General features: G+C 73.5%; 23 protein-coding genes. 6 read left to right on the forward strand and 17 right to left on the reverse strand.

The window, feature by feature from the left end; genetic code table 11:
• Positions 1–92: 92 nt before the first annotated feature.
• The 4 genes from glmS to rplM form a co-directional block, all read right to left on the reverse strand.
• Entirely contained in the window at positions 93–1,955 is a 1,863-nt protein-coding gene (gene glmS, locus ACI793_RS15795) for a glutamine--fructose-6-phosphate transaminase (isomerizing) (RefSeq protein ID WP_456607331.1), read from the reverse strand.
• A 91-nt stretch (positions 1,956–2,046) separates the two neighbouring features.
• Positions 2,047–3,390 (reverse strand): phosphoglucosamine mutase, encoded by a 1,344-nt coding sequence (gene glmM / locus ACI793_RS15800; RefSeq protein ID WP_456607332.1) that lies wholly within the window; start codon positions 3,388–3,390, stop codon positions 2,047–2,049.
• An 11-nt stretch (positions 3,391–3,401) separates the two neighbouring features.
• Complete coding sequence (rpsI, locus tag ACI793_RS15805; protein WP_456553920.1) at positions 3,402–3,821, reverse strand: 30S ribosomal protein S9; 420 nt, start codon at positions 3,819–3,821, stop codon at positions 3,402–3,404.
• Positions 3,818–4,261 carry a 50S ribosomal protein L13 gene (gene rplM / locus ACI793_RS15810; RefSeq protein WP_456607333.1) on the reverse strand — a complete coding sequence of 148 codons (444 nt, stop codon included), beginning with the start codon at positions 4,259–4,261 and terminating at the stop codon, positions 3,818–3,820. Before rplM ends, rpsI begins: the two co-directional genes overlap by 4 nt.
• A 256-nt stretch (positions 4,262–4,517) precedes the next feature.
• Between rplM and ACI793_RS15815 the strand changes: the two genes are divergently transcribed.
• Positions 4,518–5,453: an MBL fold metallo-hydrolase gene (locus ACI793_RS15815; RefSeq protein WP_456607334.1), complete on the forward strand. Its 936-nt coding sequence runs from the start codon at positions 4,518–4,520 to the stop codon at positions 5,451–5,453.
• Positions 5,454–5,480: 27 nt separating this feature from the next.
• Here ACI793_RS15815 and ACI793_RS15820 read toward each other — a convergent pair whose 3' ends face one another.
• Together ACI793_RS15820 and ACI793_RS15825 are read right to left on the reverse strand one after the other, a co-directional pair.
• Positions 5,481–5,966, reverse strand: a complete 486-nt coding sequence (locus ACI793_RS15820; protein ID WP_456607335.1) for a beta-class carbonic anhydrase — start codon at positions 5,964–5,966, stop codon at positions 5,481–5,483.
• A gap of 45 nt (positions 5,967–6,011) precedes the next feature.
• Positions 6,012–6,953 (reverse strand): PfkB family carbohydrate kinase, encoded by a 942-nt coding sequence (locus ACI793_RS15825; RefSeq protein ID WP_456607336.1) that lies wholly within the window; start codon positions 6,951–6,953, stop codon positions 6,012–6,014.
• Positions 6,954–6,983: 30 nt separating this feature from the next.
• On the opposite strand from ACI793_RS15825, the gene moeA reads away from it, so the two are divergent.
• The 3 genes from moeA to ACI793_RS15840 are packed head-to-tail and all read left to right on the forward strand — an operon-like array spanning position 6,984 to position 9,156.
• A complete protein-coding gene (gene moeA / locus ACI793_RS15830; RefSeq protein WP_456607337.1) occupies positions 6,984–8,195 on the forward strand; it encodes a molybdopterin molybdotransferase MoeA in 1,212 nt (403 codons plus the stop codon).
• On the forward strand, positions 8,192–8,665 hold the full coding sequence (gene moaC / locus ACI793_RS15835; protein WP_456607338.1) for a cyclic pyranopterin monophosphate synthase MoaC: 474 nt from the start codon (positions 8,192–8,194) through the stop codon (positions 8,663–8,665). Before moeA ends, moaC begins: the two co-directional genes overlap by 4 nt.
• Positions 8,662–9,156 (forward strand): MogA/MoaB family molybdenum cofactor biosynthesis protein, encoded by a 495-nt coding sequence (locus ACI793_RS15840; protein ID WP_456607339.1) that lies wholly within the window; start codon positions 8,662–8,664, stop codon positions 9,154–9,156. The genes moaC and ACI793_RS15840 overlap by 4 nt, the downstream gene beginning before the upstream one ends.
• A gap of 158 nt (positions 9,157–9,314) precedes the next feature.
• Here ACI793_RS15840 and fdhD read toward each other — a convergent pair whose 3' ends face one another.
• On the reverse strand, positions 9,315–10,145 hold the full coding sequence (fdhD, locus tag ACI793_RS15845) for a formate dehydrogenase accessory sulfurtransferase FdhD (RefSeq protein WP_456607340.1): 831 nt from the start codon (positions 10,143–10,145) through the stop codon (positions 9,315–9,317).
• Between the two features lie 36 nt (positions 10,146–10,181).
• On the opposite strand from fdhD, the gene mobA reads away from it, so the two are divergent.
• Together mobA and ACI793_RS15855 are read left to right on the forward strand one after the other, a co-directional pair.
• Positions 10,182–10,772, forward strand: a complete 591-nt coding sequence (mobA, locus tag ACI793_RS15850) for a molybdenum cofactor guanylyltransferase (protein ID WP_456607341.1) — start codon at positions 10,182–10,184, stop codon at positions 10,770–10,772.
• 9 nt (positions 10,773–10,781) lie between these two features.
• Positions 10,782–11,444 carry an SDR family oxidoreductase gene (locus ACI793_RS15855; RefSeq protein WP_456607342.1) on the forward strand — a complete coding sequence of 221 codons (663 nt, stop codon included), beginning with the start codon at positions 10,782–10,784 and terminating at the stop codon, positions 11,442–11,444.
• Between the two features lie 64 nt (positions 11,445–11,508).
• Here the strand turns inward: ACI793_RS15855 and truA are convergent, their stop codons facing one another.
• The 10 genes from truA to map form a co-directional block, all read right to left on the reverse strand.
• Positions 11,509–12,354, reverse strand: a complete 846-nt coding sequence (gene truA / locus ACI793_RS15860) for a tRNA pseudouridine(38-40) synthase TruA (RefSeq protein ID WP_456607363.1) — start codon at positions 12,352–12,354, stop codon at positions 11,509–11,511.
• Between the two features lie 7 nt (positions 12,355–12,361).
• Positions 12,362–12,745: a hypothetical protein gene (locus ACI793_RS15865; protein ID WP_456607343.1), complete on the reverse strand. Its 384-nt coding sequence runs from the start codon at positions 12,743–12,745 to the stop codon at positions 12,362–12,364.
• The gene (gene rplQ / locus ACI793_RS15870; RefSeq protein WP_456607344.1) at positions 12,742–13,353 is read right to left on the reverse strand and encodes a 50S ribosomal protein L17; all 612 of its coding nucleotides are present in this window, start codon (positions 13,351–13,353) and stop codon (positions 12,742–12,744) included. Before rplQ ends, ACI793_RS15865 begins: the two co-directional genes overlap by 4 nt.
• A gap of 131 nt (positions 13,354–13,484) precedes the next feature.
• Positions 13,485–14,564, reverse strand: a complete 1,080-nt coding sequence (locus ACI793_RS15875; protein ID WP_456607345.1) for a DNA-directed RNA polymerase subunit alpha — start codon at positions 14,562–14,564, stop codon at positions 13,485–13,487.
• A 105-nt stretch (positions 14,565–14,669) separates the two neighbouring features.
• A complete protein-coding gene (gene rpsD / locus ACI793_RS15880) occupies positions 14,670–15,296 on the reverse strand; it encodes a 30S ribosomal protein S4 (RefSeq protein ID WP_456607346.1) in 627 nt (208 codons plus the stop codon).
• A 35-nt stretch (positions 15,297–15,331) separates the two neighbouring features.
• A complete protein-coding gene (gene rpsK / locus ACI793_RS15885) occupies positions 15,332–15,739 on the reverse strand; it encodes a 30S ribosomal protein S11 (protein WP_040338531.1) in 408 nt (135 codons plus the stop codon).
• Positions 15,740–15,858: 119 nt separating this feature from the next.
• On the reverse strand, positions 15,859–16,233 hold the full coding sequence (gene rpsM / locus ACI793_RS15890; RefSeq protein ID WP_456607347.1) for a 30S ribosomal protein S13: 375 nt from the start codon (positions 16,231–16,233) through the stop codon (positions 15,859–15,861).
• 14 nt (positions 16,234–16,247) lie between these two features.
• On the reverse strand, positions 16,248–16,361 hold the full coding sequence (rpmJ, locus tag ACI793_RS15895) for a 50S ribosomal protein L36 (protein ID WP_012950458.1): 114 nt from the start codon (positions 16,359–16,361) through the stop codon (positions 16,248–16,250).
• Between the two features lie 71 nt (positions 16,362–16,432).
• On the reverse strand, positions 16,433–16,654 hold the full coding sequence (infA, locus tag ACI793_RS15900) for a translation initiation factor IF-1 (RefSeq protein ID WP_012950459.1): 222 nt from the start codon (positions 16,652–16,654) through the stop codon (positions 16,433–16,435).
• A 299-nt stretch (positions 16,655–16,953) separates the two neighbouring features.
• Positions 16,954–17,823, reverse strand: coding sequence for a type I methionyl aminopeptidase (map, locus tag ACI793_RS15905; RefSeq protein ID WP_456607348.1), 870 nt, complete (start codon positions 17,821–17,823; stop codon positions 16,954–16,956).
• Positions 17,824–17,830 lie beyond the last annotated feature (7 nt).

Below are 17,830 nucleotides of genomic sequence, written 5' to 3' on the forward strand. Positions count from 1 at the left end.
GGGGCCGTCCTCCCTCACCGCAACGCGTCCGCCCTCACCGCCCACCGTGCGGGAGGACGCGCCATGATCAGGTTCCCTGATCCCAGCGCGAGCTACTCGACGGTGACCGACTTGGCCAGGTTGCGTGGCTGGTCGACGTCGAGCCCGCGGGTGGCGGCGATCTCGCAGGCCAGCACCTGCAGCGGCACGGTGGTCACCACCGGCGCGAGCAGCGTCGGGGTGCGCGGCACGCGGATCAGGTGGTCGGCGTAGGGGACGACGTCCTCGTCGCCCTCCTCGGCGATCACGATGGTGCGGGCACCGCGGGCCCGCACCTCCTGGATGTTGGACACCACCTTGCCGTGCACCGACTCGCGGCTGCGCGGCGACGGGACCACGACGACGACCGGCGTGCCCTGGTCGATCAGCGCGATCGGGCCGTGCTTGAGCTCGCCGGCGGCGAAGCCCTCGGCGTGGATGTAGGCCAGCTCCTTGAGCTTGAGCGCGCCCTCAAGCGCCACCGGGAAGCCGACGTGCCGGCCGAGGAACAGGATGGTGTCCGCGTCGGCCAGGTCGCGGGCCAGCTCGCGCACCGGCTCCGTCTCGGCCAGCACCGTGGCGACGGCGTCGGGCAGCGTGCGCAGGTCGTCGACGATGGCGGCGACCTCGTCCGCGAACTTCATCCCGCGCACCTGGGCGAGGAACAGCCCGACGAGGTAGCAGGCCACGACCTGGGTGAGGAAGCCCTTGGTCGAGGCGACCGCGATCTCCGGCCCGGCGTGGGTGTAGAGGACGGCGTCGGACTCCCGCGGGATGGTCGAGCCGTTGGCGTTGCAGATCGCCAGGACACGGGCCTTCTGGTCGCGGGCGTGCCGCAGCGCCATGAGGGTGTCCATCGTCTCGCCGGACTGGCTGATGACGACGACGAGCGTGGAGCGGTCCAGCACCGGGTCGCGGTAGCGGAACTCGCTGGCCACCTCCACCTCGACCGGGATGCGCGTCCAGTGCTCGATGGCGTACTTGGCGATCAGGCCGGCGTGGTAGGCGGTGCCGCAGGCGACGACGAAGATCTTGTCGATGTCGCGCAGCTCCTGGTCGGACAGCCGCACCTCGTCCAGCACGAGCCGGCCGGTCTCGCCCAGCCGGCCCAGCAGCGTGTTCGCGACCGCCTCGGGCTGCTCGGCGATCTCCTTGAGCATGAACCAGTCGTAGCCGCCCTTCTCGGCGGCGGCGGCGTCCCAGTCGACGGTGTACGCGGTGGGCTCCACCGCGGCGCCGTCGAAGTCGGTGACCGTCACCCCCGCGGCGCGGTCGATCTCGACGACCTGGTCCTGCCCCAGCTCGAGCGCGTTGCGGGTGTGGCCGATGAATGCCGCGACGTCGGAGCCCAGGAAGTACTCGCCGTCGCCCACACCGACGACCAGGGGGCTGCTGCGCCGGGCGGCCACGAGGGTGTCGGGCTCGGCGGCGTGCGTGGCCACGAGGGTGAACGCGCCCTCGAGCCGGCGGCAGACCGCCCGCATCGCCTCGGCCAGCCGGCCCTCGCCGGCGGGCGCGTCACGGTACGCGGCCGCCAGCAGGTGCGCGGCGACCTCGGTGTCGGTCTCCGAGGAGAACTCGATGCCGGCGGACTCGCACTCGGCCCGCAGGGAGGCGAAGTTCTCGATGATCCCGTTGTGGATCACCGCGACGTCGCCGTCGGCGGAGACGTGCGGGTGGGCGTTGCGGTCGGTCGGCCCGCCGTGGGTGGCCCACCGGGTGTGCCCGATGGCCGTGGTGGCCGCGGGCAGGGGTTCCTCGGCGAGCACCTTCTCCAGGTTCGCCAGCTTGCCGGCCTTCTTCGCGGTGGTCAGCCCACCGTCCGCCAGCACCGCGATCCCGGCGGAGTCGTACCCCCGGTACTCGAGCCGGCGCAGGCCTTCCAGGACGACGTCCCGGGCGTCCTGCGGGCCGACGTAACCCACGATTCCGCACATTCGCCCGAGGGTACCGGTGGCGCGCCACCGTTCGGGCCACGCGCGGGCGCGACCCACCCCTCAGGGGGCGGTCCGCGGAACCCGGCGTCCCTCAGCCGACGCGGGCGACGACGTCCGCGAGCCGGCCGGCGACGGCGTCGGCAAGGGCCTGCGTGGGGGCCTCGACCATCACCCGGACCAGCTGCTCGGTCCCGGAGGGGCGCAGCAGCACCCGGCCGGTGTCCCCGAGCTCCGCCTCGACGGCGTTGACCGCCTCGGCGACCTCGGTGCTCTCCGCCACCGCCATCCGGTCGGTGACCGGCACGTTGATCAGGACCTGCGGCAGCTTCTGCACGACGGCGGCCAGCTCGGCCAGGGAGGCACCGGTGGCCGACATGCGGGCCATCAGCGCCAGCCCGGTGAGCAGCCCGTCGCCGGTCGTGGCGTGGTCGAGGAAGACCAGGTGGCCGCTCTGCTCGCCGCCCAGGCTCAAGCCCCCCGCGCGGAGAGCCTCGAGGACGTACCGGTCGCCCACGGCGGTGGTCTGCACGGCGATGCCGGCGTCGCGCATGGCGTGGTGGAAGCCGAGGTTGCTCATCACGGTCGCCACGACCGTGGCGTCCGTGAGGTCGCCGCGCTCGTGCATCGCGAGGGCGCAGACGGCGAGGATCGCGTCGCCGTCGACGACGTGCCCGTCGGCGGTCACCGCCAGGCAGCGGTCGGCATCGCCGTCGTGGGCGAGACCCAGGTCGGCGCCCTGCGCCCGGACCGCCTCGATCAGCGGATCCAGGTGGGTCGAGCCGATCCCGTCGTTGATGTTCCACCCGTCGGGCGCGCAGCCGATGGCGTGCACGGTCGCACCGGCGCGCCGGTACACCTCGGGGGCGACTGCGGCGGCCGCGCCGTGCGCCCCGTCGACGACCACGGAGAGGCCGCGCAACGGCTGGTCGACGGCCGCGAGCAGGTGGGCGACGTAGTCGTCGACGGCACCCGACAGGGGGACGACCCGGCCGATGCCGGCGCCGGTGGGCCGGTGGCCCACGGGGTGGCCGTCGGCGACGGCCTGCTCGATCGCCACCTCGACGGCGTCGGGCAGCTTGTGCCCACCCCGGCTGAACAGCTTGATGCCGTTGTCGGGCATGGGGTTGTGGCTGGCCGAGATCATGACGCCGAGGTCGGCGCCGGTCGACCCGGTCAGGTGCGCCAGGGCCGGCGTGGGGACGACGCCGGCGAGGAGCACCTCGGCCCCCGCGCTGGCCAGCCCCGCCACGACGGCGGCCTCCAGCATCTCCCCGCTGGCCCGGGGGTCGCGGCCGACGACCGCGACGGGACGCGAGGTCCCGTCGCGGTCGGCGAGCACGCCTGCGGCGGCACGAGCCACCGAGAGCGCCAGCTCCGGCGTGAGGTCGGCGTTGGCACGACCCCGCACGCCGTCGGTCCCGAACAGGCGACCCACGGACGTACCGGTCAGCGCTTGGAGTACTGGGGCGCCTTGCGGGCCTTCTTGAGCCCGTACTTCTTGCGCTCCTTGACCCGCGGGTCACGGGTGAGGAAGCCGGCCTTCTTCAGCGCCGGGCGGTCCTCGGCCTCGACCTCGATCAGGGCGCGGGCGATGCCCAGGCGCAGCGCGCCGGCCTGGCCGGTGACGCCGCCACCCTTGAGGAGCGCGATGACGTCGTACTGCTCGGCCTTCTCGAGGGTCACGAACGGCTCACGGATGAGCTGCTGGTGCACCTTGTTCGGGAAGTACTGCTCGAGCGTGCGGCCGTTGAGGGTGAACTGGCCGGTGCCGGGCACGAGGCGCACCCGGACGATGGCCTCCTTGCGGCGGCCGACGGTCTGGATCGGACGCCCGTCGGCGTCGGTCACGGTCAGAGCGCTGGTCACTGGGCCACCTGCTTGATCTCGTAGTTCTGGGGCTGCTGCGCAGCGTGGGGGTGCTCGGGGCCCGCGTAGACCTTGAGCTTCTTGAGCATCTGACGGCCCAGGCTGTTGTGCGGCAGCATGCCCTTGATCGCGCGCTCGATGACGCGGTCGGGGTGGGTGCGCAGCTGGTCGCCGACGTTGATGGTCTTCAGGCCACCCGGGTGACCGGAGTGGCGGTAGGCCCGCTTGTCGTCCCGCTTGCTGCCCGTGAGGGCCACCTTGCCGGCGTTGACGATGACGACGAAGTCACCGACGTCGACGTGCGGGGCGTACTGCGGCTTGTGCTTGCCGCGCAGGAGCTGCGCGGTCTGGCTGGCCAGTCGACCGAGCACCACATCGGTGGCGTCGATGACGAGCCAGGCCCGGTCGACCTGACCGGGCTTAGGGGTGTACGTGCGCACGGCGCTCGTGTCCTCCGTCGTCGTCGGGATGCTGGTGGATCGCCTCGCCGAGCACGGGAGACGGAGCTGCACGCGTGGCACCAGCCGGCACACGCGCCAACCGAGCACCTTACCAGCCGCCGCGAGCCACCCGACCTCTCGCGGGGTGGCACGAGGATCCCGGCTCCGGCAGTGTGACCGCCGTCATGCCGGAGGAGCGGACCTGTGGCCGATGCCCGCTGCGACGACGGGACGAGCACGGCTGAGAGGAGCGGGCGTGTCAGGACACGGAGCTGACGGCGGAGGGCTGCCGGACCCGCGGGTGGAGGAGGTCGCCGAGGGGGTGTTCGCCTACATCCAGCCCGACGGCAGCTGGTGGATCAACAACACCGGCTTCGTCGTCGGCGGATCGCGGGTGCTGGCCATCGACGCCTGCTCCACCGAGCGGCGCACCCGTGGCCTCCTCGGGGCGATGCAGCGGGTGACCACCGCGCCGGTGCGCACCCTGCTCAACACCCACCACCACGGCGACCACACCTTCGGCAACGGCTACTTCCCCGAGGCGACGATCATCGGCCACGAGGAGACCCGCCGGCTGATGATCGGCCAGGCGCCGCCGCCCGACGGCGTCCTCTTCGAGCCGGTGGAGTGGGGCGAGCTGCCCCCGGCCCCGCCGTTCCTCACCTACCGCGACGGCGTGGACGTCTGGGTCGACGATCGCCGGGTGGACGTCCGCCACGTCGGTACCGCGGCGCACACCACCAACGACTCGATCGCCTGGCTCCCCGAGGAGCGGGTGCTGTTCACGGGCGACCTGGTGTTCAACGGCGGCACCCCGTTCCTGCTCGCCGGGTCGATCGCCGGCGCGCTCGACGCGCTGGACCGGCTCCGCGCGCTGTCACCGCGGGTGCTCGTCCCGGGGCACGGGGCGGTGTGCGGGCCGGAGATCTTCGACCGGACCGAGGGCTACCTGCGGTTCGTGCAGCGCACCGCCGAGCAGGCGCACGCCGCCGGGCTGTCCCCGCTGGACGCCGCGCGGCAGACCGACCTCGGGGAGTACGCCGAGTGGCTGGACCCCGAGCGGATCGTCGGCAACCTGCACCGCGCGCTCCTGGAGATCGGCGGCGCCGAACGGGGCGCCGAGATCGACGTCCTCGGCGCCCTGCGCGACATGGTGGCCTACCACGGCGGCCCGCTGCGCTGCTACGCCTGAGGAGTGCAGCGGCGCCTCGCCGTGCGGCTAGCGGACCTCCCGCAGCAGCCCCGTGCTGACGTCGTAGACGAAGCCACGCACCTCGTGGGAGAGGAGGTACGGGCTCTCCTTGATCAGCATGATCGACTCACGCACGTCGGCGTCGACGTCGGAGAAGGCGCGCGCCGCCCAGGGGGGACGCCGACCGGTGGCCTCCGTCACCGCGTCGGAGAAGCTGACGTCGTCCGTGGCCTGCAGCCCGCACTCGGTGTGGTGGATGAGCACGATCTCCCGGGTGCCCAGGGCGTGCTGGCTGATCGTCAGCGACCGGATGACGTCCTCGGTGATGACGCCGCCGGCGTTGCGGATGACGTGCGCATCGCCCACCTCGAGGCCCAGGACGCCGAACAGCGGGATCCGTGCGTCCATGCAGGCCACCACGGCGACCTTCCGGGCCGGGCGCACCGGCTTGCTGCCCGGGAACTGCTCCGCCCACCGCTGGTTCGCCTCGAGCATCCGGTCGATCTCGGCCACGCGTCCTCCTCGCCGTCCCTGGTGGCTGGACCTTAACCGGAGCGCTCAGCCGGCGCGGCCCCGGCGAGCCTGCTCGCTCACCCGGTCGGGGGTCAGGCGGGGGCGTCCCCCGGCGTGGCCGACCGTGAGCGCCGCCGCGGCACCGGCCGCCCAGGCGGCGTCCTCGGGGCCCTCGCCGCGCAGCAGCGCGGCGGTCAACGCCGCCACCGAGGCGTCGCCCGCCCCTGTGGGGTCGACCGGGTCGTCGCCGAGCAGGGGCACGAGCACGTCCCCGTCCGTCCACCGCGGACCGGCGTCGCCCTCCTCCGCGCGCCCGAGGGGCGGCCCCGCCCGCCAGGCGACGAGGTCCCCGGCCTCCCGGGCGGCGAGGGAGACGAGCCGAGGCCCGGCGGCCAGCAGGTCGGCCGCGGCGGCGCGGACGGCCGCCACGTCGGGGAGTTCACGGCCCGTCAGGAGCTCCGCCTCGTGGGCGTCGGCGCGCACGACCTGGGCCCGCGCCAGGACCGCCGCCCGGGTCGCCCCGTCGGAGGGCGCACCGTCGGCGACGACGAGCGCGGTCGCCGGAGCGATGTCCAGGGCGGCGCGCACCGCGGCGCCCGGCTGCTGCAGCTGCACGCTCAGCGCCGGGCAGGCGGCGATCAGCCCGGCTGCGGCCCGCACGTCCGCGGCGGTCAGGAGCACGTCGTCGGGGACGTGCTCGCGCAGCCGGCGGTCGCCGCCCTCCCCCACCAGGTCGGTGAGGACCGCGGTCCGCGAACCTCGCCGGACGACGACGGCGCGCACGTCGATGCCGTCGGCGGACGCCTGCTCCCGGACGGCCGCGCCCGCCTCGTCGTCCCCGACCACGCCCACCAGCGCGACCGGCACGGCCAGCTGGGTGAGCGCGACGGCCTGGTTGGCGCCCTTGCCGCCGAGCAGCGCGCGCCGCTGCCCCGCGTGGACCACCACGTCGCATCCGATCTGCCCCAGCACCACGACGTCGGCCACTCCGTGCCCCTTCTCCCCCGATCAGCGAGGATGTGCCCCGTGCGGACGGTCGAGGAACACCAGGCGGCGGTCACCGCCCTGCTCCCCCCGATGCCCGAGGAGTTCCTCCCCCTGGCCGCGGCGCACGGCCGGGTCCTCGCCCGCGACGTCGTGGCGGCGGTCGCGCTGCCCGGCTTCGACAACTCGGCGATGGACGGCTACGCCGCGCGCTGGGCGGAGGTCGGCGGTGCCGCTGACCGGCCCGTGCGACTGCCCGTCGCCGAGGACATCCCCGCCGGCCGCACCGACGTCGTCCCCCTGGCTCCCGGCACGGTGCACCGGATCATGACCGGCGCCCCGCTGCCCCCGGGCGCGGACGTCGTCGTCCCGGTCGAGCTCACCGACGGCGGCACCGACCTGGTCGAGATCCGGGACTCCCCGGCCGCCGGCAGCCACCTGCGGCGGGCCGGCGAGGACATCGCCGCCGGGGCCGTCGCCCTGTCGGCGGGCTCGCCGCTGGGCGCCGCCCAGCTCGGCCTGGCCGCCGCGGTGGGCCTCACCGAGCTGCCGGTGCGCCGCCGCCCCCGGGTGCTGGTCCTCTCGACCGGCAGCGAGCTGGTCGCCCCGGGAGAGCCGCTCCGACCCGGCCAGATCTACGAGTCCAACTCCCTGCTGCTGGCCGCGGCCGTCGAGGAGGCCGGCGGCGTACCGCGCCGGCTGCACTTCGTCCCCGACGACGTCGACCAGTTCCTCGGCACGGTGCGCGCGGAGCTCGCGACCGCCGACCTGCTGGTCACGAGCGGCGGCGTGAGCGCGGGCGCCTACGAGGTGGTCAAGGACGCCTTCGCCGGCCTGGGCACCGTCGAGTTCGGCAAGGTCGCGATGCAGCCGGGCGGGCCGCAGGGGGCGGGCACCGTCGACGGCGTCCCGGTGGTGACGCTGCCCGGCAACCCGGTGAGCGCCTTCGTGTCCTTCGAGGTCTTCGTCCGCCCGGCGCTGCGCCGGGCGCTGGGCCACGCCGCGCCGGACCGGCTGCGCGCACCCGCCCGGCTCACCGGACCACTGCGCTCGCCCGCGGGCCGCCGGCAGTTCCTGCGCGGGCGGTACGAGAGCGGCGAGGTCTCCCAGGTCGGCGGCCCCGGCTCGCACCTGGTCGCGCACCTGGCGCGCGCGAATTGCCTGGTCGTCGTCCCCGAGGACGTCACCGAACTGGCCGCCGGCGCCGAGGTCGACGTCGTGCTGATCGAAGGAGCGCTCCGGTGAGTGATGCGAGGCTGACCCACGTCGACGAGACCGGCGCCGCACGCATGGTCGACGTCAGCGCGAAGGCGGTGACCGCGCGGGAGGCGACCGCCGCCGGGCGCGTGCTGGTCAGCGCCGAGGTCGTGGGCCTGCTCCGCGGCACGGGCGTACCGAAGGGCGACGCCGTCGCCGTGGCGCGCATCGCGGGTATCGCCGGGGCCAAGCGGACGCCGGACCTCGTGCCGCTGTGCCACCCGATCGCGCTGCACGGGGTCACCGTCGACATCGAGGTGGCCGACGACGCCGTGGAGATCCGCGCGACCGCGCGCACCGCCGACCGCACCGGGGTGGAGATGGAGGCGCTCACCGCCGTCACCGTCGCCGGCCTCACCATGATCGACATGGTGAAGGCGGTCGACCCGCGGGCCACCATCACCGACGTCCGGCTGCTGCGGAAGTCCGGCGGGAAGAGCGGGGAGTGGGTGCGATGAGCGAGCTGCCCCCGAACGCCCGCGCGCTGGTCGTCACCGCCTCCAACCGCGCCGCCGCCGGCGTCTACGAGGACCGCAGCGGCCCCGTGCTCGCCGCCGGGCTCGCCGAGCTCGGTTTCCACGTGGAGGGCCCCAAGGTCCGCCCGGACGACGTCGACGAGCTGGCGGACGTGCTGCGCGCGGCCGTCGACGCCCACATCGAGGTCGTCCTCACCACCGGAGGCACCGGGCTCTCCCCCACCGACGTCACCCCGGAGGCGACCCGCCGGGTGCTGGAACGCGAGGCGCCCGGCATCGCCGAGGCGGTCCGCCGGTACGGGGCGGACAACGGCGTGCCGACGGCGGTCCTCTCCCGCGGGGTGGCCGGGACCGCGGGGCGCACGCTGATCGTCAACCTGCCGGGCTCGGCCGGCGGCGCGAGGGACGGCCTCGCGGTCCTGGGCCCCCTGCTCCCCCACGTCGTCAGCCAGCTCCGCGGTGGCGACCACTGAGCACATCGTCGTCCTCCGGACGACACCGCGGCCAGGAGCCGTCCCCCGGCTGCGCTGAGCGTGTCCCAGCGTTCGGTCGCGGGAGCCTCCGGCCCCCACTCCTCGCGCTGCCACGCAGGGGCGGCTCACGCTGACCGGGTGGCGTGGTCCGGTTCCGCTCAGTCGGGCAGGACTATCCGCTCGGTGCGGGTGTAGACGTTGCAGCCGTCACCGCGGAGGAACCCGACGAGGGTGATGCCGACCTCGCGGGCCAGCTCCACCGCCAGGGACGACGGCGCGGACACCGCAGCGAGCACCGGGATGCCGGCCATCGCCGCTTTCTGGGTCAGCTCGAAGCTGGCCCGGCCGCTGACCATGAGGACGTGCCCGGCCAGCGGCAGCCGACCCGCGCGGACGCCGTCGCCGATCACCTTGTCCACCGCGTTGTGCCGGCCGACGTCCTCGCGCAGCGCCCGCAGCTGCCCGTCGGCGCCGAAGAGGCCGGCGGCGTGCAGCCCACCGGTCTTGTCGAACACCTCCTGCTCCGCGCGCAGCCGGCCGGGCAGCGCCAGCAGCGTCTCCAGCGGGAGCCGGACGTCGTCCGCGGCGACGTCGTGGGCGGTCTTCGTGCGGATGGCGTCGATGCTGGCCTTGCCGCAGACCCCGCAGGAGCTGGAGGTGTAGAAGTTCCGCTCCAGCCCGGTGTCGGGGATCGGCACTCCGGCCGCCAGGTCGACGTCGACGACGTTGTAGGTGTTCCGCCCGTCGGCGTCGACCGAGTCGCAGTAGCGCAGCCCGGCGACGTCGTCCGGTCCGGCGATGACGCCCTCGGTGGCCAGGAAGCCGTGCACGAGGTCGAAGTCGTCGCCGGGCGTGCGCATGGTGACCGCGAGCGGGGTGCCGGCCAGCCGGATCTCCAGCGGCTCCTCCGCGGCCACGGTGTCGGGTCGGCTGGTGCGCTGCTCGCCACGGATCCGCAGCACCGGCGTCCGGCTGGTCACTCGTCCCACGGCAGGGACGGTACCCACGCCGCCTACGGTGACGCCGTGGACCAGCCGCCCCCGTACTCCGCCCTGGTGCTCGCCGGCGGTCGCGCCGCACGCCTGGGTGGGCAGGCCAAGCCGCAGCTCGTGGTCGGCGGCCGGACCATGCTCGCCGCCGTGCTCGGCGCGGTCACCGACGCCGAGCGACGGATCGTCGTCGGGCCTCCGCAGCCGGTGCCCGACGGCGTCGTCGTCGTCCGGGAGCAGCCACCCGGCGGCGGCCCGGTCGCGGCGCTGCGCGCGGGGCTGCCCGAGGTGGCCGGCGACGTCGTGGCGCTCCTGGCCGGGGATCTGCCCTTCCTCTCCGCCGCGCTCATCGCCCAGCTGCGCACGGCGCTGGCCGCCGACGGTGTGCTCGTCGTCGACGACGGCGGGCGCGACCAGTTCCTGCTGGGCGTGTGGCGCACGGCAGCCCTGCGGGCCGCGCTCCCCCGCGACGGCGGCCCGACCTCGCTGCGGCGGGTGCTGGCGCCGCTCACCGTGGACCGGCTCCGACCGGCCGTGATCCCCGGGGCTCCGCCGCCGTGGCTGGACTGCGACACCCCCGCCGATCTGGCCCGGGCCCGGGCGGTAGCTCCCGACGCCGCCGGGTAGGGCCCCGACATGCGCATCGTTCTCGCCGGAGCCCACGGGCAGGTCGCCCGACGTCTCAGCCGTCTGCTCACCGCCCGCGGCGACACCGTCGTGGGTCTCATCCGCAATCCCGACCACACCCCGGACCTGGAGAGCGACGGCGCCGAGCCGGCGGTGGTCGACCTCGAGTCGGCCACGGTCGAGGAACTCGCCGACGTCGTCCGCGGGGCCGACGCCGTCGTGTTCGCCGCCGGTGCCGGCCCGGGCAGCGGGGAGGCCCGCAAGCACACCGTCGACCACGGTGCCGCGGTGCTGCTCGCCGACGCTGCCGAGCGGGCCGGCGTCCGCCGGTACGTGCTGCTGTCCTCGATGGGTGTGGAGCAGGCCCGCGAGGGCACGCCGCAGGGGGTGGACCCGTCGATGGCGGTGTACCTGCAGGCCAAGCTGCGGGCGGAGGACGAGATCCTCCCCCGGGAGGCGCTGGCGGTGACGATCCTGCGCCCCGGCGGGCTCACCGACGATCCGGGCACCGGCCGGGTGACCGCGGGCCACGGGATCGGCTACGGCAGCGTCCCACGCGACGACGTGGCGGCGACTCTGGTCGCGCTCCTCGACGAGGGGCGCGAGGGGGCCGTCGTGGAGCTCATCGGGGGCGACACCCCGATCGCCGAGGCGGTCGCGGACCTCGGGTGAGGCAACGGCCCGCCGCAGGTCCCGCTCCGAACGCGCACGGGGCGGGGGCCGGCGGCGTCCTCCCTCAGCCGCGGCGGGCGCGGGTGAGGAGGGCCCGGTCGGCCAGCATGTCGTCGGGCGGGTAGTCGACCCGCACCAGCGTCAGCCCAGCGGCCGGCGCGACCGGCACCTCGCTGGCCCGTTCGTCGCGCGCGAGCAGCGTGGCGGGCCAGTGGGGTGGGCGTCGTCCCTCGCCGACCGTGGTCAGCGCTCCCACGAGGCTGCGCACCATGGAGTGGCAGAACGCGTCGGCCGAGGCCTCGATGGTCACCAGCTCGCCGACCCGGGTAACCTGCAGGGCGAGCAGGGTCCGGATGGTCGTGGCGCCCTCCCGGCGACGGCAGAAGGCGGCGAAGTCGTGCTCGCCCAGCAACAGCGCAGCCGCCGCCGCCATCGCGCCGGCGTCCAGTGCGCGGGGCCAGGCGACGGTGTCGGCCCGCCGCAACGGTGGCGGCCCGCCGGGTGCGTCGGTCAGCCGGTAGACGTAGTGCCGCCCGAGGGCGGCGAACCGGGCGTCGAAGTCCGGGTGCGCCTCGGCCACCGCGGGCACGGCGATGTCGGCGGGGAGCACCCCACGCAGCCGCCGCACGAGCCGGTCGCGGTGCTGGTCCCACAGCGCCCGCGGGACGTCGCAGTGGGCGACCTGACCGGTGGCGTGCACGCCGGCGTCGGTGCGGCCGGCGACCGTCAGCTCGACCGGTGTGCGCAGGACCGTGCTGAGCGCCTGCTCGAGGTCGCCCTGCACGGTGCGCATGGCCGGCTGACGTGCCCAGCCGTGCAGCGCCGTCCCGTCGTAGCTGACCGAGAGACGAAGACGGACGAGCCCGCCACCGGTGTCGGTGACGGGCTCGTCCGGGTGTTCGGTGTCCAGCGGTGCGTCAGCGCGGGTCGGGAGCCGACTCGCCGCCGGGCGCGTGCAGGCTCGCGGTGGCGGCGTCGCCCTGCTCGGCGGCGTTGACCTCGGCCGCGGCCGCGTCGGCGAGCTCCGGGGAGACGTTGTCGCCCTCGACGACGACGCCGTTCTCGGCGGTCGGCTCGCGGTCGACGTCGCCGTCGTCCTGACGCTCGCCGTCGGGGTTGTAGACGTCGGTGACGATCTCCTGCGCGTCGTCGGTGACGCTTCCGTCGGTCACGGCCGGGGAGGTGTCCCCGCCGGGTCCGGTGGTCTCGCCCTCGAACGTCGCGCCCTGATCGCCGCCACCGGCGCTGACGCCCGCGGCGCCGGCGCCCGGCTCCGGTCCGGTACCCGTGGAGCTGGTCACTTGGAGTCGTCCGTGTCGGAGTCCGCCTCCGCGGTGGCCCCCTCGGCCTCGTCGGGGCTGTCCGCCGAGTCGGCGGAGTCCGCGCTGTCGGCCGAGTCGGCGCTGTCGATCGAGTCGGCGGACTCCTCGGCCGCGGCCGGCTCGACGGCGTCGGCGGTCACCTCGCCGGCAGCGGCAGCACTACCGGCGCCGGTGGCGAACTGGGTGCCGCGGGCGCGCTCGGCCTCACCGACGGCCTGCTGGGCCACGGTCAGCGCCTCGACCAGCTCGATGACGGCCATCGGGGCGTTGTCGCCCTTGCGCGGACCGACCTTGGTGATGCGGGTGTAGCCACCCGGCCGGTTCGCGAAGCGCGGACCGATCTCGGCGAAGAGCGTGTGCACGACGTCCTTGTCACGGATCGTCGTCATCACCTGGCGGCGGGCGTGCAGGTCACCGCGCTTGGCGAAGGTCACCAGCTTCTCGGCCAGGGGACGCAGCCGCTTGGCCTTGGCCTCGGTGGTGGTGATCCGCCCGTGCTCGAACAGCGACGTGGCCATGTTGGCCAGCATCAGCCGCTGGTGCGCGGGGGATCCGCCGAGACGGGGACCCTTGGTGGGGGTGGGCATGTCGGTCCTTCCTCAGGCTGCCGGCCGGTGCGAGGGGCGGCTGCGTTCCGTGGTGGTGCTGTCGTGGCTGATCAGCGTGCCGGGCCGGAGCCCGTCCGGACGGCGGGGTCTCCCCCGCCGTCCGGTGCGGATCAGAGCTGCTCGGTCTCCTGGTAGGAGCCCTCGTCGTACTGGGGCTGCTGCTCGTAGCCGGGGGCGAACTCGCCGGTGCCCTGGTAGGCGTCGGTCTCGTAGCCCTCGTCGTAGCTCTCGACCGAGGTCGGGATGAACCCGGGCGGGCTGTCCTTGAGGGCCAGACCCATCGCCGCGAGCTTCATCTTGACCTCGTCGATCGACTTCGCGCCGAAGTTGCGGATGTCGAGCAGGTCGGCCTCGGAGCGGGTGACGAGCTCACCGACGGTGTGCACGCCCTCGCGCTTGAGGCAGTTGTAGGACCGGACGGTGAGGTCCATGTCCTCGATCGGCATCGAGAAGTTCGCGATGTCGGCGGCCTCGGCCGGGCTGGGCCCGACCTCGATGCCCTCGGCGTCGACGTTCAGCTCGCGCAGCAGACCGAACAGCTCGACCAGCGTCGACCCGGCCGACGCGATGGCGTCGCGGGGGGCGATGGAGGGCTTGGTCTCGACGTCGACCACGAGGCGGTCGAAGTCGGTGCGCTGCTCGACACGGGTCGCCTCGACCGCGTAGGTGACCTTGAGGACCGGCGAGTAGATCGAGTCGACGGGGATGCGACCGATCTCCTGGCCTGGCTGCTTGTTCTGCGGCGCGGGCACGTAACCACGGCCCCGCTCGACGACGAGCTCCACCTCGAGGCGGCCCTTGCCGTTGAGCGTGGCGATGTGCAGGTCGGGGTTGTGCACCTCGACGCCGGCCGGCGGCGCGATGTCCGCGGCGGTGACCTCACCGGGGCCCTGCTTGCGCAGGTACATGGTCACCGGCTCGTCGGAGTCGGAGCTGACGACCAGGCCCTTGAGGTTGAGGATGAGCTCGGTGACGTCCTCCTTGACGCCCGGCACGGTGGTGAACTCGTGCAGGGTGCCCTCGATCCGGATGCTGGTGACAGCAGCGCCGGGGATGGAGGACAGCAGGGTGCGACGCAGGGAGTTGCCGAGGGTGTAGCCGAAGCCCGGCTCGAGCGGCTCGATGACGAACCGCGAGCGCGACTCGGTGATCGTCTCCTCGGTGAGGGTGGGGCGCTGTGCGATGAGCATGGGATCTCCTTCAGGTCCTCCGGCGACCGCCATATGACGCCGTGAGGGGTGGTGCCGGCGGGGCGGACATCCGTCCGCCCGCCCCGCCGTACTGCAGAGGTGCGCCTACTTGGAGTAGAGCTCCACGATCAGCTGCTCCTGGACCGGGGTGTCGATCACCTGACGGGCCGGGATGCTGTGCACGAGCACGCGCAGCTGGCTGCTGATGACCTCGAGCCACGGGGGCACGGGGCGCTCGCCGGCGCGGGCCTGGGCGATCTCGAACGGCAGCATCGTGCGCGACTTCTCGGCCACCTCGATGATGTCGTTGTCGGTCACCCGGTAGGACGGGATGTCGACCTTGCGGCCGTTCACCCGGATGTGGCCATGGCGCACCAGCTGGCGGGCCATGTCGCGGGACTCGGCGAAGCCGGCCCGGTAGACCACGTTGTCCAGGCGTGACTCCAGGATCTGGAGCAGGACCTCGCCGGTCTTGCCGCTCTTGCGGTTGGCCTCTTCGTAGTAGCCGCGGAACTGCTTCTCCAGCACGCCGTAGATGCGGCGGGCCTTCTGCTTCTCGCGGAGCTGGAGCAGGTACTCGCTGTCCTTGGTGCGGCCACGGCCGTGCTCGCCCGGCGGGTAGGGCCGGATCTCGATCGGGCACTTCGCGGACTCGCACTTGCTGCCCTTGAGGAACAGCTTCATCTTCTCGCGCCGGCACATGCGGCAGTCGGCTCCGGTGTAACGGGCCACGTCAAATACTCCTAGATCGTCTCGTCAGTGACCGGTCAGACCCGGCGGCGCTTCTTGGGGCGACAGCCGTTGTGCGGCTGCGGCGTCACGTCCTGGATCTGCCCGACCTCGAGGCCCGTGGCCTGCAGGGAGCGGATGGCCGTCTCGCGACCGGAGCCAGGGCCCTTCACGAAGACGTCGACCTTGCGCATGCCGTGCTCCTGCGCCTTGCGCGCTGCGTTCTCGGCAGCCATCTGCGCCGCGAACGGCGTGGACTTGCGCGAGCCCTTGAAGCCGACGTGACCGGCGGAGGCCCAGCTGATCACGTTCCCGGCCGGGTCGGTGATCGACACGATCGTGTTGTTGAACGTGCTCTTGATGTGCGCGGCGCCGTGGGCGACGTTCTTCTTCTCCTTGCGGCGGACCTTCTTGGCACCAGCCGCGGTGCGAGCCCTGGGAGGCATGTCTCTCCGGTTTCCTTCAGTTGCTGTGGCCTGGGGTTGCTGCCGCGAGGCAGCACACGTTCCGCACCGTCACTCCCGCCCTCACGGGTCGCTGTGACCGCACGTCGACGTGCTGTGGGTCAGCGGGCCTTCTTCTTGCCCGCGATGGTCTTGCGCGGGCCCTTGCTCGAGCGCGCGTTGGTCTTGGTGCGCTGGCCGTGGACCGGGAGTCCACGACGGTGACGCAGCCCCTGGTAGGAGCCGATCTCCACCTTGCGGCGGATGTCGGCGGCCACCTCGCGGCGCAGGTCACCCTCGACGCGGAAGTGCTCGTCGATGTAGTCACGGAGCTTCAGCAGGTCCTCGTCACCGAGGTCCTTGACGCGCAGGTCCGGGCTGACGCCCGTCGCGGCCAGGGTCTCCTTGGCGTGGGTCTTGCCGATGCCGTAGATGTAGGTGAGCGCGACCTCCAACCGCTTCTCGCGGGGGAGATCGACGCCTGCCAGTCGTGCCATGTTCAGGTACTCCCTCAGCCCTGGCGCTGCTTGTGCCGGGCGTTGTCGCAGATGACCATGACCCGGCCGTGCCGGCGGATCACCTTGCACTTGTCGCAGATCTTCTTCACCGACGGCTGGACCTTCACCGGTGCCGCCCCTCATTCCTCGATCGTGTGCCGGCCGCGTCTCTGCCGGTGGGCAGTCGCTGGCCGAGCGGTTACTTGTAGCGGTAGACGATGCGACCGCGCGTCAGGTCGTAGGGCGAGAGCTCCACGACCACGCGGTCCTCGGGCAGGATGCGGATGTAGTGCTGCCGCATCTTGCCGCTGATGTGGGCGAGCACCCGGTGCCCGTTCTGCAGTTCGACCCGGAACATCGCGTTGGGCAGCGGCTCGACGACGCGACCCTCGACCTCGATGGCCCCGTCTTTCTTCGCCATGCCCTACACGCACTCCTTGACTCGGTGGTACTCGTTACCTCGCACTGCGCCCACGGCTGAACCGGGGAGGGCGTGCTCGGTGATTGCAGAACAGGTGGTGCAGGCGCTCTCGCAGAGGGCGTTCCCCGTCACGCGGCCACAGCACGACGAAAGAACGGCGCTAGCGCCACAGGGAATCGTACCTGACGACACTCCAGCCACCAACCGGCCCCTGGAGTGACGGCCCGCACGCGACGAACCGCCGTCGTTCAGGGTCCCGCGCGGAGCGCGCGAGCCCTGGGGAGAACGGTGGTCCTTCGTCAGGTCCGCGGCGTGATGCCGAACGGGGCGAGGCCGGCGACGCCGCCGTCCGCGGCGGTGAGCACCCACGGCCCCTCGGGAGTGATCGCGACGGTGTGCTCGAAGTGGGCGGCACGCGAGCCGTCCTTGGTGACGACGGTCCAGCCGTCGTCCAGCTCGACGGTGGCCGGATCGCCCACGGTCACCATCGGCTCGATCGCCAGGGCGAGCCCGGGCACGAGCTTGGGGCCGCGGCCGGCGCGCCCGTAGTTCAGGACGTGCGGGTCCTGGTGCATCTCCGTGCCGATGCCGTGCCCGCCGTAGTGGTCGACGATCCCGTAGGGGTGGTCGTGGGCCCGGATCGACTGCTCGACGGCGGCGCTGATGTCGGTGAGCCGTCCGCCGGCCACCGCGCGCGCCAGCCCGGCCCACATCGAGCGCTCGGTGACCTCCAGCAGGGCGGCGTCCTCCGGTGAGGGCTCCCCCACCGTCAGCGTCACCGCGGAGTCGCTGTGCCAGCCCTGCAGGATCGCGCCGCAGTCGATGGAGATGTTGTCGCCCTCGGCCAGCGTCCGGTCGGGGTCCGGGATGCCGTGGACCACCTCGTCGTTGATCGAGGCGCAGATGGTCCCGGTGAAGCCGTGGTAGCCCAGGAAGTTCGGCACGGCGCCCTGGGAGCGGATGTGGTCCTCGGCGATCGCGTCGAGCTCACCGGTGGTGATCCCCGGGCGCAGCGCCGCCTTCATGGCAGCGTGCGCGCCCGCCGTCACGAGCCCGGACGCGCGCATGAGCTCGATCTCCTGCGCCGTCTTGATCTGGATCATCCGTCCACTCCACTTCGCCAGCAGCGGCACCCTGGCCAGCAGCGCCTCGCGACGGTCGCCGTGCACTGCCGGC

Source organism: Blastococcus sp. SYSU DS0617 (assembly GCF_054051075.1).

Coding starts and splice junctions, on each gene's coding strand:
- glmS (WP_456607331.1), bottom strand. CDS start 1,955: ATGTGCGGAATCGTGGGTTACGTCGGCCCGCAGGACGCCCGGGACGTC.
- moeA (WP_456607337.1), top strand. CDS start 6,984: ATGTGCCCCGTGCGGACGGTCGAGGAACACCAGGCGGCGGTCACCGCC.
- ACI793_RS15840 (WP_456607339.1), top strand. CDS start 8,662: ATGAGCGAGCTGCCCCCGAACGCCCGCGCGCTGGTCGTCACCGCCTCC.
- ACI793_RS15855 (WP_456607342.1), top strand. CDS start 10,782: ATGCGCATCGTTCTCGCCGGAGCCCACGGGCAGGTCGCCCGACGTCTC.
- rplQ (WP_456607344.1), bottom strand. CDS start 13,353: ATGCCCACCCCCACCAAGGGTCCCCGTCTCGGCGGATCCCCCGCGCAC.
- ACI793_RS15875 (WP_456607345.1), bottom strand. CDS start 14,564: ATGCTCATCGCACAGCGCCCCACCCTCACCGAGGAGACGATCACCGAG.
- rpsK (WP_040338531.1), bottom strand. CDS start 15,739: ATGCCTCCCAGGGCTCGCACCGCGGCTGGTGCCAAGAAGGTCCGCCGC.
- rpsM (WP_456607347.1), bottom strand. CDS start 16,233: ATGGCACGACTGGCAGGCGTCGATCTCCCCCGCGAGAAGCGGTTGGAG.
- infA (WP_012950459.1), bottom strand. CDS start 16,654: ATGGCGAAGAAAGACGGGGCCATCGAGGTCGAGGGTCGCGTCGTCGAG.